This window comes from Rhodococcus sp. B7740, from assembly GCF_000954115.1.
In the GTDB taxonomy this organism is placed as follows: domain Bacteria; phylum Actinomycetota; class Actinomycetes; order Mycobacteriales; family Mycobacteriaceae; genus Rhodococcoides.
In genome coordinates, this window is the sequence record NZ_CP010797.1 from 2,918,176 (window position 1) to 2,932,176 (window position 14,001).

Genomic DNA, 14,001 nt, shown 5'->3' on the forward strand with positions numbered 1-14,001 from the left:
ATGGCGCGTGACCACTACGAATCGCTCGGAGTCCCGCGGGGCGCGAGCACCGACGAGATCCAGCAGGCCTACCGCACGCTGGCTCGCAAGTATCACCCCGACGTGAACAAGGACCCCACAGCGGAAGACACGTTCAAGGAGATGAACGAGGCATACCAGGTGTTGTCCGACCCGGACACCCGGAAACGCTACGACCGGTTCGGTGCCGACTTTCGCCGTGTCCCCGAGGATTACGACGAACGGACCCGCACCAACTCGGGTGGATACCGCGCTGGCGGGAACAGCGGCGGAGGATACGACCGCGGGAGCAGACGCGTGCACTTCGGTCCCGGTGGCGACGGTGGCGTCGATCTCGACGACCTCTTCGGGCAGATGTTCGGCGGCGGTGGCGGGTACGGGCCGATTCCCGGTGCCGATCAGGAAGCGGAACTGGCCTTGACGGTCGAGGAGGCGTACCGGGGCGGCACACGCACGCTCGGACTGGACGGCCGGCAGTACGACGTCGACATTCCGGCCGGGGTCGTGGACGGCCAGCGAATTCGGTTGGCCGGGCAAGGCGGACGGAGCAATGGCGGCGCGCCGCCGGGGGATCTGTACCTCGTGGTGCGGATCGAGCCACATTCCCGGTTCCGAGTACAGGGCCGAGACATTCACGTCGACCTCCCGGTATCGCCATGGGAGGCGGTCCTCGGGGCGACCGTCGCCGTTCCCACCCCGGGTGGCGAGGCGAAAGTGAAAGTGGCTCCGGGCTCGTCGACTGGAAGGAAGCTGCGACTGCGCGGCGAAGGAATGCCCAATCCACGTGGCACCAACGGCAACCTGTACGCCGAGATCAAGGTGATGGTGCCGTCGAAACCGACAGCACGCGAACGCGCACTGTTCGAGCAGTTGGCCGCAGAATCTAACTTCGATCCGAGGACAAAGACATGAGCGACCCGAACCCGGTGGTCCGGTACGTACTGGTTCGACGCACCGAATTGTCGACCGACGCCTTCGCCGAACGTACGGGGCTGCATCCGGAACTTGCACGGAAGCTCGTGGTCCTCGGTCTGCTCGACGCCGATCGCGTCGTAGGTGGCGAAATGTTCTTCGCGCCAACCGAAGTGGCCCATGCAGCCCGCATTCGACGACTGCGGACCGGTCTCGGCCTGAACTACTCGGCAATCGGGCTCGTGCTCGACCTGCTGGAACGAATCGAGACACTCGAAGCATCTTCCCGCAGAAGGAGGACAACCACATGGACATCAGCAACCTGACCGAGAAGTCGCGCGAAGCACTGCAGGAGGCCCAGAGCCTTGCGACCAGAATGGGTCACACCGAGGTCGACGGAGAGCACCTACTGCTCGCCTTGGTCGGTCAGCAGGATGGCTTGGTGCCCCGATTGCTCGAGCAGGCCGGTGCCGAGGTCGATGCCCTGCAATCCGATCTGGAACGTGAACTCTCGCGAAGGCCCAAGGTCAGCGGCCCCGGTGCCGGGACCGGTCAGGTGACGATCACCCGACGCTTGTCCGTGCTCCTCGACGCCGCCGATCGAGAGGCGAAGCGGCTCAAGGATTCCTACGTGTCGGTGGAGCATCTCCTGATGGGCCTCGCCGAAGAGGGTTCGGCCACTGCGGCAGGGCGAGTACTCGCCCGTCACGGAATCACCAGGGACTCCTTCCTCACAGCGCTGACGAAGGTGCGAGGCAATCAACGCGTCACCTCGGCCAGCCCGGAAGGTGCGTACGACGCGCTGGAGAAGTACGGACGCGACCTGGTCGCCGAGGGGCGGGCGGGCAAACTCGATCCGGTGATCGGACGAGACGCCGAAATCCGCAGGGTCACGCAGATCCTGAGCCGCAAGACCAAGAACAATCCGGTTCTGATCGGCGACCCCGGCGTCGGGAAGACCGCGATCGTCGAGGGCCTTGCGCAGCGGATCGTCCGCGGCGACGTTCCGGAAGGCCTGCGCGACAGAACGATCTTCTCACTCGACATGGGTTCCCTGGTGGCCGGCGCGAAGTACCGCGGGGAATTCGAGGAGCGTCTGCAGGCGGTGCTGGCCGAGGTGAAGGCAGCCGACGGGCGGATTCTGTTGTTCGTCGACGAGTTGCATACCGTGGTCGGTGCCGGATCAGTGGGCGGTGAGGGGTCTCTCGACGCCGGCAACATGCTCAAGCCGATGCTCGCCCGAGGCGAACTGCACATGATCGGTGCCACCACGCTCGACGAGTATCGCAAGCACATCGAATCCGATGCGGCACTGGAGCGACGGTTCCAGACCGTCCTCGTCGACGAGCCGAGCGCCGAGGATGCCATCTCGATCCTGCGCGGACTCCGCGAACGCCTCGAGGTGTTTCACGGCGTGAAGATTCAGGACGGCGCTCTCGTCGCTGCCGTCACCCTCTCGCACCGCTACATCACCGACCGCTTTCTCCCGGACAAGGCCATCGATCTGGTCGACGAGGCGTGCGCTCGGTTGCGCACCGAAATCGATTCGATGCCGGCCGAACTCGACGAACTCACCCGGAAGGTGACCCGGCTCGAGATCGAAGATGCCGCGCTGTCCAAAGAGACCGACGGCGCGAGCAAGGCACGTCTCGACGAGCTGCGCAAGGAGCTGGCCGACCTGCGGGCCGAGGCCGATGCCCGGCACGCTCAGTGGGAGGCGGAGCGACAGGCGATCCGCCGGGTGCAAGAGCTACGGAGCGAGCTCGAGCGCTTGCGCCACGAGGCCGAGGAGGCGGAGCGCGCCTACGACCTCAATCGGGCCGCCGAGTTGCGCTACGGCGAGATCGTCGAGCTCGAACGCAGGCTCGAGTCGGCAGAGGAGCAGCTGGTCACCAGACAAGGCCGGAGCCCGTTGTTGCGCGAAGTGGTCACCGAGGACGAGATCGCCGAAATCGTGGCTGCGTGGACTTCGATCCCGGTCGCTCGGCTGCAGGAAGGCGAGCGACAGAAGTTGTTGCAGCTCGACGAGATTCTGCACGAGAGGGTCGTGGGTCAGGACGAGGCGGTGCAGCTGGTAGCGGACGCGGTGATCCGGGCGAGGTCCGGCATCCGTGATCCACGCCGGCCGATCGGGTCGTTCATCTTTCTGGGCCCGACGGGCGTGGGAAAGACCGAGCTCGCAAAAACATTGGCCGGTGCTCTCTTCGACAGCGAAGACAACATGGTGCGCCTGGACATGAGCGAGTACCAGGAGCGGCACACGGTGAGCCGGCTCATCGGGGCACCTCCCGGATACGTGGGGTACGACGAGGGCGGACAGCTCACCGAGGCGGTGCGCCGAAAGCCGTACTCGGTAGTGCTTTTCGACGAGATCGAGAAGGCGCACGCAGATGTGTTCAATACCCTGCTACAGGTGCTCGACGACGGCCGGATCACCGATTCACAAGGCAGGCAGGTCGATTTCAGGAACACGGTGATCATCATGACCTCCAACATCGGTTCCCAGCACCTCCTCGAAGGAGTCACACCCGACGGCGAGATCGAGCCGAACGCCCGCGAGCGGGTTCTCGCGGAACTGCGTGGGCATTTCCGTCCCGAGTTCCTCAACCGGGTCGACGACATCGTGCTGTTCACCCCACTCACCCTGCCCCAGATCGAGCACATCGTCGGGTTGCAGCTCGCCGATCTTCGAAACCGGTTGTCGGAGCGCAGGATCGATCTGGACATCACCCCGGATGCGCGCAGGCTCGTCGCCGAACGCGGATTCGACCCGGTCTACGGTGCACGGCCATTGCGTCGGTACATCGCCCACGAGGTCGAGACCAAGATCGGTCGCGCGCTACTGCGAGGGGACATCGAACCAGGCGGCACCATCACCGTCACGGTGGTCGACGGAGAACTCGTCGTCGCGTATGCGGAACCCGCCGTCGCGGCGGCCTGAGAGGAGATGTCGCCATGGAATCGGACAAGGTGAAGTGCGCGCACTGCGGCAAGGTCAACAGGGTGCCTGCCGCAGCGGACGGGACACCCCGGTGCGGGAACTGCCACGAGCCGCTGCCGTGGATCGCCGCAGCACGGGACGAGGACTTCGCGGAGATCGCCGAACACCCCTCGGTGCCCGTACTCGTCGATCTCTGGGCGACCTGGTGCGGACCGTGCCGCATGGTCAGCCCGGCGCTCGAACAGCTCGCCGGAGAACGCGCGGGCCGGATCAAGCTGGTCAAGGTCGACGTGGATGCCGCACCCCTGACGTCCGAACGATTCACCGTCAGGGCCGTGCCGACCCTGCTGGTGATGGATCGGGGTGAGGTCCTCGCTCGGCAGGCCGGTGCAGCCCCGGTACCCCAGCTACGCGCGTGGCTCGATCGAGCGCTTTCGGAGAATGCAGGCAAGGAGGCGACATCATGACGTTCGTGCCAGTGGACCCGCACGTCGATGCAATCCGGTCCGTGGTGCCCAGAACCCCGCGGGGCTGCGAAGAATGCCTCCGTCTCGGCACCCCGTGGGTGCACCTGAGGCTGTGCCTGACGTGCGGGCACGTCGGGTGTTGCGACTCCTCGCCGGGCAGACACGCGAGCGCGCACGCACATGTCGTCGGCCATCCGATCGTTCGGTCGATGGAGCCCGGAGAAACTTGGAGGTGGTGTTATGTCGACCGAAATCTCGTCTGAGGACGCCGGTCCAGCCGTCGTCGACGAGACCACGGACGAGCACGGCGCGTTCCCGCGGCTGACGGACGATCAGGTCGCAGTGCTCGAGGTCGGTGGCACACGTCGATCGGTTCGTACCGGAGAAGTGCTGATACGCGAGGGTGCGCCCAGCAACGACTTCTTCGTCGTTCTGTCCGGCAAGGTCGCCGTTCTCGACGAGGGTGACCGGGACGGTGAACGTCGGATACTTCGCGTGCACGGACCCGGCCGCTTCTTGGGTGAGCTCGGACTGCTCGAAGGTCAGGTGGCGTTCTACACCGCCGAAGCGATCGAAGACGGCGAGCTGCTCGTCACTCCCGCCGAGCGGGTGCGCGAACTGGTTGCCCACGATCCAGTGCTGAGCGATCTGATCCTGCGGGCCTACCTGCTGCGTCGGCACCTGCTGATCGGGCTCGGCTCGGGGTTCCGGATCATCGGGTCCTGCTATTCACCGGACACGTTGCGGCTTCGAGAATTCGCAATGCGAAATCGATTGCCTCACAAATGGATCGATCTGGAGCGGGACGAGCGGGCGGAGCAGCTGTTGCGCAGCCTGGACACCGCCCCCGAGGACGTTCCCGTCGTCATCTGGCACGGCGAGAAGGTACTGCGCAATCCGACGAACACAGAGCTCGCACGCATCGTCGGACTCTCCGTGCCGAACGCGGCCCAGGACGTGTTCGATCTCGTCGTCGTGGGTGCAGGACCGGCCGGACTGGCCGCATCCGTATACGGAGCGTCGGACGGGTTGAACACGGTGACACTGGAGACGATCGCCGCAGGGGGACAGGCCAGCACCTCCTCCCGAATCGAGAACTATCTGGGATTCCCGGCCGGAATCTCCGGATCCGAATTGGCCGAGCGGGCTGTGATCCAGGCCGACAAGTTCGGTGCCCGCATCCTGGTCTCGGCAGAGGTGACCGAATTGACGTCCGAAGCCGGCTACCACGTGCTCCGGCTCTCTGACGGCGGCACGGTTCGCGGCCGGTCCATCGTGCTCGCCACCGGCGCGCGCTACCGCAAGTTGACCGTTCCCGGTATCGCGGAACTGGAAGGCACGAGTGTGTACTACGCCGCCACTCATCAGGAAGCCCGCATGTGCGGGACCGACCCGGTGGCCATCGTCGGCGGCGGTAACTCCGCAGGCCAGGCGACAGTGTTTCTCGCCGAACATGTTTCGAACGTCCACTTGCTCATCCGCAATGACGATCTCGGAAAGAGCATGTCCCGTTACCTGGTCGACCAGATCGAGCACCACCCGCACGTGACCGTGCATCGCCACACCGAGGTTCGCGCGGTCCGCGGCAAGAAATACCTCGACGAAGTCGTGGTCGAGAACAACCGCACGGGCGAACAGGACACGATCAGAGCGCACGCCCTGTTCGTGTTCATCGGAGCGACGCCTTACACGGGGTGGCTTGCCGACGCCATCGCACTCGACGAACACGGGTTCGTCGTCACCGGTACGGACGCAGCTCTCGCTCGTGGAGACGGCACCCTGCAGATCGGAGCAGCGCAGTGCGGGACGCTCGAAACGAGCCGACCCGGCCTGTTCGCCGCGGGCGACGTCCGCAGCGGCTCGGTGAAGCGAGTCGCATCCGCAGTCGGTGAAGGAGCGATGTCGGTACGCCAGGTCCACGAGTATTTCGAGCGACGGTGACGTGGGAAAACCGCAGCCATCCCAGCCCTGACGGATCCAGTGGACACACGTACACTGAAAAGAGTGGGGAAGAGAACTCAGCGCACACAGGAGTTGGGTGAACTCGCAGAAATCACGCTTCGCGAGCTGGCGTCGGCCGCGGGTGGTGTCCGCGCAGTTCACTCGGCCATTGCACGACGCACATTTGCCGCCGTGAAACTCGGCGTCGGGCCGGCTGCCTTGCCGACACAGCTGATGCACGACGCGATCGCCGCCGGAACCTACGCGACCATCACAGCCGCCTGCACCGGCGCAGCCACAGCAGTCGGTGCACTGACCGGCAGTTCCGACGTGACCGGCGACGAGGTCACCGAGGACGATGCGCGGCCGTCACCGTCGCACACCACCCGCGGCGCTCAGACCATCGCCGTCCTGCACGGTCTCATCGGCGACGACATGGAGCGCAGTTCCCGGGTCCTCGCCTACCCGATGTCGATACGTGTCGACGGACGCCCGGTAGTTCCCAAGTACCGCGCTCTGACCACGGCGTTTCCCGACGCGGCAGCGCACCTCGTGGTGTTCCTGCACGGGCTCGTGGAGACCGAATCGGCATGGCGGCTCGGTGGGCGACCCACGTACGGGGAGCGCCTGGACTCAGAAGCCGGAACGACCTCGATCTTTCTGCGCTACAACACCGGTCGTCGAATTGCCACCAACGGTGCCGACCTGTCGGACCTGCTGGAACAGCTCGTGCCGGCCTGGCCCGTCAGGGTTCACCGCATCACCCTGGTCGGTCATTCCATGGGCGGGCTGGTCTCGCGCAGCGCCGCACACCACGCTGCGGAGAGCGGCCGCCGATGGGTGGAGCTGTTGACGGACGTATTCACCCTGGGGACACCACATCTGGGTGCGCCGCTCGCGCGCGGCGTTCACGTCGCCACGGCAGCGCTGGCAACAGCGCCCGAGACCCGCCCGCTCGCGAACCTGTTGGCGCGTCGAAGCGCAGGAGTCCGCGACCTGATTCACGGATCGATCACCGAGGACGAGGGCCATGCCAGCTACGCCGACGGATTCGACGTCGGAGCGGCCGCGGACATCTCGGTTCCGGAGGGGGTGCGGCATCATCACGCGTCCGCCGTCATCACAGGAAACCCGCGACACCCGATCGGAATCCTCGTGGGCGACGGCCTGGTCCGCACCGACAGCGCCGGAGGACGGAACAAGCTGCGTGACATAGGACTTCGTCCGGACGACGGTCTGGCGATCAACAGCGCACACCACTTCACCCTCCTCAACGACGAGAGAGTGTACGGCTGGATGCGACGCGCACTGGTCGGCCCATCTTCCGAATCGGCCCCCTGACTGTCGATTTCGGCCTACTCGGTCCATCGATAGTCGAGGAATTTCCCGTCGAACGTCACCACGACCCGATCTCCGTCATCGTGCGGTCGTCGTTCGATGTTCATCGTGAAGTTGATGGCGCTCATGATGCCGTCGCCGAATTCCTCGGCGATCAGTTCTTTGAGCGCAGGGCCGTACACCTGCAGCGCCTCGTGGAATCGGTAAACCGTGGGGTCCGAGGAGATGTCCAGTGACCCGCGATAGGGAGCCAGGGTCAGCTCGAACAACGAACCGTCGGGCATGCCCAGTTTTTCGGCAAGGAGGTCGGCCTGGGCGAGGCTGAGGGGATGCTGTCCGTAGAGTGCCGACACCGTCCATGCCACCGGCATGTCGATGGCCTCGGCCACAGCGGCCCAACTCAATCCGGCTCGAGCTCGTGCAAGCCGAATCTCGCCGATCAATGGCTTACCTGAAAAATCGGTCAACAGCTCTCTCCTTCGTGGCCGTACTGCAGGCGCACACCGAGTGCGCCCCGAGTTCACAGTCTCAGCTCGATGATCCTGCCTCGCAACATCTGGTATCGATCACGCGAGCGCGGTCCGATCGCAGATATGGTGGTTGTTTCCGCCACGGCACAACGAAAGTACTGACGACATGACCCAACTCGGCCTCGGCCTTGCCGCCCTCGGACGCCCCGAGTACCTGACGGTCGGGCACTCCGATGCCGTCGACGGGCGATTCGATCCGGCAGCCCTCGAGCAGCTGTGCCACGCAGTACTCGACGCCGCATGGGACAGCGGAATCAGACACATCGACGTCGCGCGCTCCTACGGCTTTGCCGAGCGCTTCCTCGGCAGCTGGTTGTCGCGACACCCTTCTCGGCGAGACGAGCTGGTGATCGGCTCCAAATGGGGATACGCGTACGTCGCCGATTTCCAGCGGGGTGCCGAGGTGCACGAAGTGAAAGAGCACTCGGTTGCCCGCTTGGCCGAGCAGTGGCCGCAGACTCTGCGCGACCTCGGCGGTGCACCGGACCACTACCTGATCCACAGCGTCACCCCGGACAGTCCAGCCCTGAGCGACACTGCCCTGCTCGACGACCTACATGCCATAGCCGAGAGTGGTACCCGAATCGGCATCAGCACCAGCGGGCCACATCAAGCCGACGTGGTGCATGCAGCGCTGGAGATCGGGGTGTTCAGCTCGGTGCAGTCGACGTGGAACCCCCTCGAGCCGTCCGCCGGCCCGGCCCTGGCGCGCGCACACGAAGCCGGCTGGTTCGTCGTCGTCAAAGAGGCCATGGCCAACGGCCGACTGGTGGCCGAAGATTCTGCACTCGCCCGCGTCGCGGACTCCGCCGGAATCGGCCGCGACGCACTGGCGCTGGCACGTGCACTCGCCCAACCCTGGGCCGATGTCGTGCTCTCCGGCGCGGCCACAGCGGCACAACTCGAACAGAATGTCGCTGCTCTGTCGATCGACCGCGAACTGATCGCGACGATCAATCCGAACCTTGCCGAGTCGCCGGAAATTTACTGGGACAACCGCTCTCGACTGGACTGGACGTGATCGGTTCTGGCACGAGCTGATCGTCCGCTGAATACTCGGATTCACGCCGATGTTCGCGGAGGCCGTCTCTGCGACCGACCACCTCGGATCGGCTCCTCCGTTTCGGATACCCGACTTCGATCGGCGTCGGGTTCACAAGAACGGGGAGCTGATTCGTGACGGCGGTATGGGGAGGGCGGATCGAACCGTCGAACGCTCGCAAGCGGGTGCGATCACACCCGAGCTTGTCGAGCCGGTGTCGAGCGGCATTGCGGCGTTTGGGACGATTCGGGCATGACGACGAACCGGCAGACACCCTCCGAGCATGGTGACAAGGAGCAGGATCGACCCGGACTCGATGAGGCTGTCAGGGGGCGGCCGCCGGCGACGGAATTGGCGGCCAACGTCGTTCGCGGCGGTCTGATCGGTCTGGCGGAAACGGTTCCCGGGGTCTCCGGCGGCACGGTCGCCCTGGTCACCGGCATCTACACCAGGGCAATCGCGTCGGCGAAGCATCTGACGGACATCCCCAAGGCCGTGCTCACACGATCCGACGTGCGCGCCGAGATCCGTCAGGTCGATTGGTGGCTGCTCGTCACGGTCGGCGTCGGCATGCTGTTGATGGTGTTCTCGGTGGCGGGGATCATGGCGGATTTCGTCACGAATCAGCCCGTCTACTCCAAGGCACTGTTCATGGGCATGATCGCGATGTCGGTGGCGATCCCGTTCATGGAGATCACTCGTGGCGCTTTCCCCACCATCCGGTCCCGACTGTCCGCCGTGGCTCTGTTCGCCGTTCTCGCTGTCGCGGTCGTCGTTCTCACGTCGCTACCCGGCGTCGAGGCGTCGAATCCGTCGTTGATTCTGGTGTTCTTCGCCGCGACGATCGCAATATGTGCGCTCGTGCTGCCAGGTGTATCTGGCTCGTTCTTTCTGCTGGTCATCGGCCTGTATGCGCCGACGCTCACGGCCGTCGACGAGCGGAACCTGACGTACCTGGCCGTGTTCGCCCTGGGTGCTCTGGTGGGGTTGGTCAGCTTCGTTCGAGTGCTCGAACGGTTGCTGGCGAACTACCACGACCTGGCGATGGTCGCCGCTGCCGGCCTGCTATTGGGGTCCTTGCGTGCACTGTGGCCGTGGCAGGGCGAGAACAGAGAACTGCTGGCCGTCAGCAACGAATGGCCAGCCGCCGTGGGCCTCTTCGCCGTCGGAGTTGCGGTCGTGGCTGTGGTCGCCATCGTTCAGCATCGACTGGCCGCCACGCGTACGCCCTGACCGAAACGGTCGGCGTAGCCGGCAATCCACTCCCCTCGTCGGAATCCGCACCTCCTGCAGGCACCGTGAATTCCCACGAGGGCCGCATATGCGCGCGAGCCGTCCGCACCGGCCACCACAGACAAAAACTCCGACCCCAGCAGCGGGATCGGAGCAGTGGAGCCTCCTAACGGGATTGAACCGTTGACCGCTCGCTTACAAGGCGAGTGCTCTACCGCTGAGCTAAGGAGGCAGTGAAGCGAGGCAATCATATCCGTTCATCGGACGCTCAGTGTCAACAGGTACCTTGTCGGTGGATCACCCCAGCAACGTGTAAAGACGGTCATGACTTTCCTGCAAGACCTGACGGCTTCGCTGAGCCGTCTCACCGGTGAGCGTCGGGCCACCATCGATACACCGACCGCAGCACCGTCGCCCCTTCGTCCGATCGATCTGACCGACGATGCGTCGGTTGCGGAGGTCCTCGATCTCGCGGTTCGCGTCGGCGAAGTTCTGTTGGCCTCGGGCACGGCAGCGATGGATACCGCGACTCAGGTGCAGTTCATCGCCGCGACGTACGGCCTCGCACGGTGCGATGTGGACGTCACGTACAACTCGATCACCCTCAGTGCGCACCGCGGCCCGACGCGTCCCCCGGCGTCGACGATGCGCATCGTGCATTACCGATCGATGGACTTCACGCGGCTGGCCGAGGTCGACCGTCTCATTCGCGCCGTGCGCGTGAAGATGGTGCCGCCTAGTGCGGCGCTCGAGCGGCTCGACGAGATCACCAAGGCTCCGCACCCGTACAACCGATGGATTGCGACTCTGGCGTGGTCTGGGATGGCCGCGGCCATCAGTGTGCTGCTCGGCGGTGGCGCGCTGGTTGCTGTGGTCAGCTTCCTGACGACGATGGTGATCGACCGCATCGGACGCGTACTCAACCGCGCGGGCCTGCCGTTCTTCTTCCAGCAGGTCGTCGGAGGCTTCGTGGCTGCGACACCGGCGATCACCCTCTACAACTTCCAGGACCAACTGAACATCGACATCTCGCCGTCGCAGATCATCGCGGCCGGTGTGATCGTGCTGCTCTCGGGTCTCTCGCTCGTCGGCTCGGTGCAGGACGCGATCACCGGCGCCCCGATCACCGCGGTGTCCAGATTCTTCGAGGTACTGATGATGACCGGCGGCATCATCGCCGGCGTCGCGACATCTCTGCGGTTGGCTGCGCTGATCGGCAGCGATCTGCCGCAGATCAGCAATCTGGCCCCACCGGACATCCTGCAGGTCCCCACCAAGGTGATCGCCGGCGCGGCAGCGTCACTGTTCTATGCATTGGCCTGCTACGCCGAACGTCGTGCGCTGACAGCTGCATTCATGGGCGGCTTCGCGGGCTCGCTGGTGTATCTGCTCTCGCAGACTCTCAATGTGGGGCCGATCATCGCCTCGGCCATCGCCGCTACCGTCGTCGGATTCGCAGGTGGTCTGTTGGCACGTCGTGCGCTGATTCCGCCGCTGATCGTCGCCGTCGCGGGCATCACTCCGCTGCTCCCCGGCCTGGCGTTGTATCGCGGTCTGTACGCCATCCTCAACGACCAGCTACTGCTCGGCATCAGCTCGTTGTTCGCGGCGTTCGGCGTCGGCTGCGGTTTGGCCGCGGGTGTGACACTGGGTGAGTGGGGTGCCCGAACCCTGCGTCGACCACGCATTCTCGCGCGCACCGAGGAACTACTGCGCCCGACGCTTCGCCGCACAGAAGAACCGCGCCGACCGACAGTTCGTCGGCGGCGCGGTACGAGTCCTTCGTAGAAGGCGGAGCTCAGGCCTCGGTGCTGGGGGTTCCCTCAGCGGATGCGCGTGCAGCAGCGTCGGCCTCCATGGCCTCACGCAGGCTGCGCGGACGCATGTCGGTCCAGTTCTTCTCGACGTACTCCAGGCACGCGGCGCGGGTGTCTTCACCGAAGACGACACGCCATCCCTGCGGGACCTCGGAGAACGTCGGCCACAGCGAATGCTGGTCTTCGTCGTTGACCAGCACGAAGAAGCGTCCGTCTTCGTCATCGAACGGGTTGGTACTCATCTCGCCTCACTCGTCGCGAACGTTTGGTTGGTAAGTCTGCACCGTGAGGTGCCACACGACCCTAGCAACGCAGGTCGGGCCGTGGTGCCGTCAGGCCTTCAAGAAGCCGAGCAGTTCGGCGTTGACGGCCTCGGGGCGCTCGAGATATCCGTAGTGCCCGGCGTCCGCGATCTCCACGTACCGGGCACCGGGGATGGCGTCGGCCAACTCCTTACCCAAGTAGGGCGGGATCATCCGATCGTCGGCGAATCCGACCGACAGACACGGCACCGCCACCCCGCGATAGGCGGCAGTTCGATCGAAATCGTCCTCCATGCCCAGCTGAGCGCGCACTCCGGCAGACGGTGAGGAGGCCGAGAACTCGAACAGGTCCAGCCAGTCACGCGCCCCGCGAGAATCGCGCAACGTCGCAGGCGACAGGTTCATCACCGCGGTCACCGCGGCCGAGTAGGTGCCGGGAAGCTCCACGCGCTTGTCGTAGAGGGCTCGTTCACCCTGTGCAAGCGTTTTCTGGAACTCGTCGACCCGCGCGTGGCCGGCGAGGAACACCGCTTTGCGAACCAGGTCGGGCCTGCTCAGCGCAAGCTCCTGCGCGACGCGTGAGCCCATCGACGTTCCGACGACGTAGGCCTTCTCGTCACCGTTGCGGACGAGCTCGATCAGACCGGCGGTGTCGGCGACCATGTCCTCCATGGTGATGCCGTGTGTGCTCTCCGACGAGGGAGCGATGCCGCGATTGTCGAACGTGCACACCCGGTAGCCCGCTGCTGTGAGCGCCGGCACCTGATGCAGCTCCCACACACGACCGGGGCTGCCGGTGCCCATGACGAGAACGACCAGGTCTCCACTGCCCTTGACCTGGTAATTGATGTCGATGCCGTTGATCTTGGCGATTGGCATACGTCTCCTTACTGCTGATTCGTCCGTCGGGGATCGTATCGTCCGATACCGACGTGGGGTTACTCGAACAGCCAGTGGGTACCTGGTGTTACATGACTGACGAGAACGTAGCGGGCGAAGCACGCAAGGGACTGCTCGACGGAATCAAGGGCAAGGCCAAAGAGGTCGCGGGTGCGGTGACCGGCAACGACTCGTTGACAGCCGAGGGCCAGTTGCAGGCCGCGCAGGCCCGCGAGCGCAAGGAGGCCAATGCCACGGAGCGGGTCGCCGAGGCGCAGGCCACCGAGGCCGCCGAGGAGCTGGCCGATGTGCGCACCGCAGCGGAGAGCCGTCGGGAAGCCGCAGAAGAGAACGCCGCGGTCACCGAAGCCAACGCCGATCGGGTTCGCCAGACTCAGCTCGCCGCCGCCGAACAGGAGAAGCGTGAGGCAGTGGCGCAGGAGCGCGCTGCAGCCGAGGTCGACGCGACCGCCGAACAGATCGAAGCCGACGAGGACCGTCGCATCGAACAGGCTGCGGCCGACTCCGACGAGATGGTGGCCGCACAGAAGCACCAGGAAGCACTTCGTCAGGCCGAAGCCGATCGCAAGAAGGCCGAAGAGCTCCGCAACCAGGCCTGA

14 protein-coding genes and 1 tRNA gene are annotated in these 14,001 nt (G+C 65.1%); 11 read left to right on the forward strand and 4 right to left on the reverse strand.

Annotated elements, in window-relative coordinates; all coding sequences use genetic code 11:
* The 7 genes from NY08_RS13425 (at nucleotide 1) to NY08_RS13450 (ending at nucleotide 7,620) form a co-directional block, all read left to right on the forward strand.
* Nucleotides 1–930: a DnaJ C-terminal domain-containing protein gene (locus NY08_RS13425; protein ID WP_045196846.1), complete on the forward strand. Its 930-nt coding sequence runs from the start codon at nucleotides 1–3 to the stop codon at nucleotides 928–930.
* On the forward strand, nucleotides 927–1,256 hold the full coding sequence (locus tag NY08_RS13430; protein WP_032376243.1) for a chaperone modulator CbpM: 330 nt from the start codon (nucleotides 927–929) through the stop codon (nucleotides 1,254–1,256). Before NY08_RS13425 ends, NY08_RS13430 begins: the two co-directional genes overlap by 4 nt.
* Nucleotides 1,238–3,871 (forward strand): ATP-dependent chaperone ClpB, encoded by a 2,634-nt coding sequence (gene clpB, locus NY08_RS13435; RefSeq protein ID WP_045196848.1) that lies wholly within the window; start codon nucleotides 1,238–1,240, stop codon nucleotides 3,869–3,871. Before NY08_RS13430 ends, clpB begins: the two co-directional genes overlap by 19 nt.
* Nucleotides 3,872–3,885: 14 nt before the next feature.
* Nucleotides 3,886–4,338 carry a thioredoxin gene (gene trxA, locus NY08_RS13440; protein ID WP_045196849.1) on the forward strand — a complete coding sequence of 151 codons (453 nt, stop codon included), beginning with the start codon at nucleotides 3,886–3,888 and terminating at the stop codon, nucleotides 4,336–4,338.
* Nucleotides 4,335–4,601 (forward strand): ubiquitin carboxyl-terminal hydrolase 14, encoded by a 267-nt coding sequence (locus NY08_RS25545; protein ID WP_082073797.1) that lies wholly within the window; start codon nucleotides 4,335–4,337, stop codon nucleotides 4,599–4,601. The genes trxA and NY08_RS25545 overlap by 4 nt, the downstream gene beginning before the upstream one ends.
* Nucleotides 4,579–6,279: an FAD-dependent oxidoreductase gene (locus NY08_RS13445; protein WP_045196851.1), complete on the forward strand. Its 1,701-nt coding sequence runs from the start codon at nucleotides 4,579–4,581 to the stop codon at nucleotides 6,277–6,279. Before NY08_RS25545 ends, NY08_RS13445 begins: the two co-directional genes overlap by 23 nt.
* Before the next feature lie 63 nt (nucleotides 6,280–6,342).
* On the forward strand, nucleotides 6,343–7,620 hold the full coding sequence (locus tag NY08_RS13450) for an esterase/lipase family protein (protein WP_144407363.1): 1,278 nt from the start codon (nucleotides 6,343–6,345) through the stop codon (nucleotides 7,618–7,620).
* Nucleotides 7,621–7,634: 14 nt separating this feature from the next.
* Here NY08_RS13450 and cynS read toward each other — a convergent pair whose 3' ends face one another.
* Nucleotides 7,635–8,084, reverse strand: a complete 450-nt coding sequence (gene cynS / locus NY08_RS13455) for a cyanase (protein ID WP_045196854.1) — start codon at nucleotides 8,082–8,084, stop codon at nucleotides 7,635–7,637.
* Between the two features lie 169 nt (nucleotides 8,085–8,253).
* Between cynS and NY08_RS13460 the strand changes: the two genes are divergently transcribed.
* Nucleotides 8,254–9,168 carry an aldo/keto reductase gene (locus tag NY08_RS13460; RefSeq protein ID WP_045196856.1) on the forward strand — a complete coding sequence of 305 codons (915 nt, stop codon included), beginning with the start codon at nucleotides 8,254–8,256 and terminating at the stop codon, nucleotides 9,166–9,168.
* Between the two features lie 273 nt (nucleotides 9,169–9,441).
* Complete coding sequence (locus tag NY08_RS13470) at nucleotides 9,442–10,422, forward strand: DUF368 domain-containing protein (protein WP_082073798.1); 981 nt, start codon at nucleotides 9,442–9,444, stop codon at nucleotides 10,420–10,422.
* Between the two features lie 157 nt (nucleotides 10,423–10,579).
* Here NY08_RS13470 and NY08_RS13475 read toward each other — a convergent pair.
* Nucleotides 10,580–10,654, reverse strand: a tRNA-Thr gene (locus NY08_RS13475).
* A 92-nt stretch (nucleotides 10,655–10,746) separates the two neighbouring features.
* Between NY08_RS13475 and NY08_RS13480 the strand changes: the two genes are divergently transcribed.
* The gene (locus NY08_RS13480) at nucleotides 10,747–12,210 is read left to right on the forward strand and encodes a threonine/serine ThrE exporter family protein (protein WP_032396059.1); all 1,464 of its coding nucleotides are present in this window, start codon (nucleotides 10,747–10,749) and stop codon (nucleotides 12,208–12,210) included.
* Nucleotides 12,211–12,220: 10 nt separating this feature from the next.
* On the opposite strand, the gene NY08_RS13485 is transcribed toward NY08_RS13480, so the two are convergent.
* Nucleotides 12,221–12,481, reverse strand: a complete 261-nt coding sequence (locus NY08_RS13485; protein WP_008710007.1) for an MbtH family protein — start codon at nucleotides 12,479–12,481, stop codon at nucleotides 12,221–12,223.
* A gap of 90 nt (nucleotides 12,482–12,571) precedes the next feature.
* Nucleotides 12,572–13,381 carry an alpha/beta fold hydrolase gene (locus NY08_RS13490; protein ID WP_045196859.1) on the reverse strand — a complete coding sequence of 270 codons (810 nt, stop codon included), beginning with the start codon at nucleotides 13,379–13,381 and terminating at the stop codon, nucleotides 12,572–12,574.
* Nucleotides 13,382–13,473: 92 nt separating this feature from the next.
* Here NY08_RS13490 and NY08_RS13495 point away from each other — a divergent pair, with 92 nt between their 5' ends.
* Entirely contained in the window at nucleotides 13,474–14,001 is a 528-nt protein-coding gene (locus NY08_RS13495) for a hypothetical protein (protein WP_045196860.1), read from the forward strand.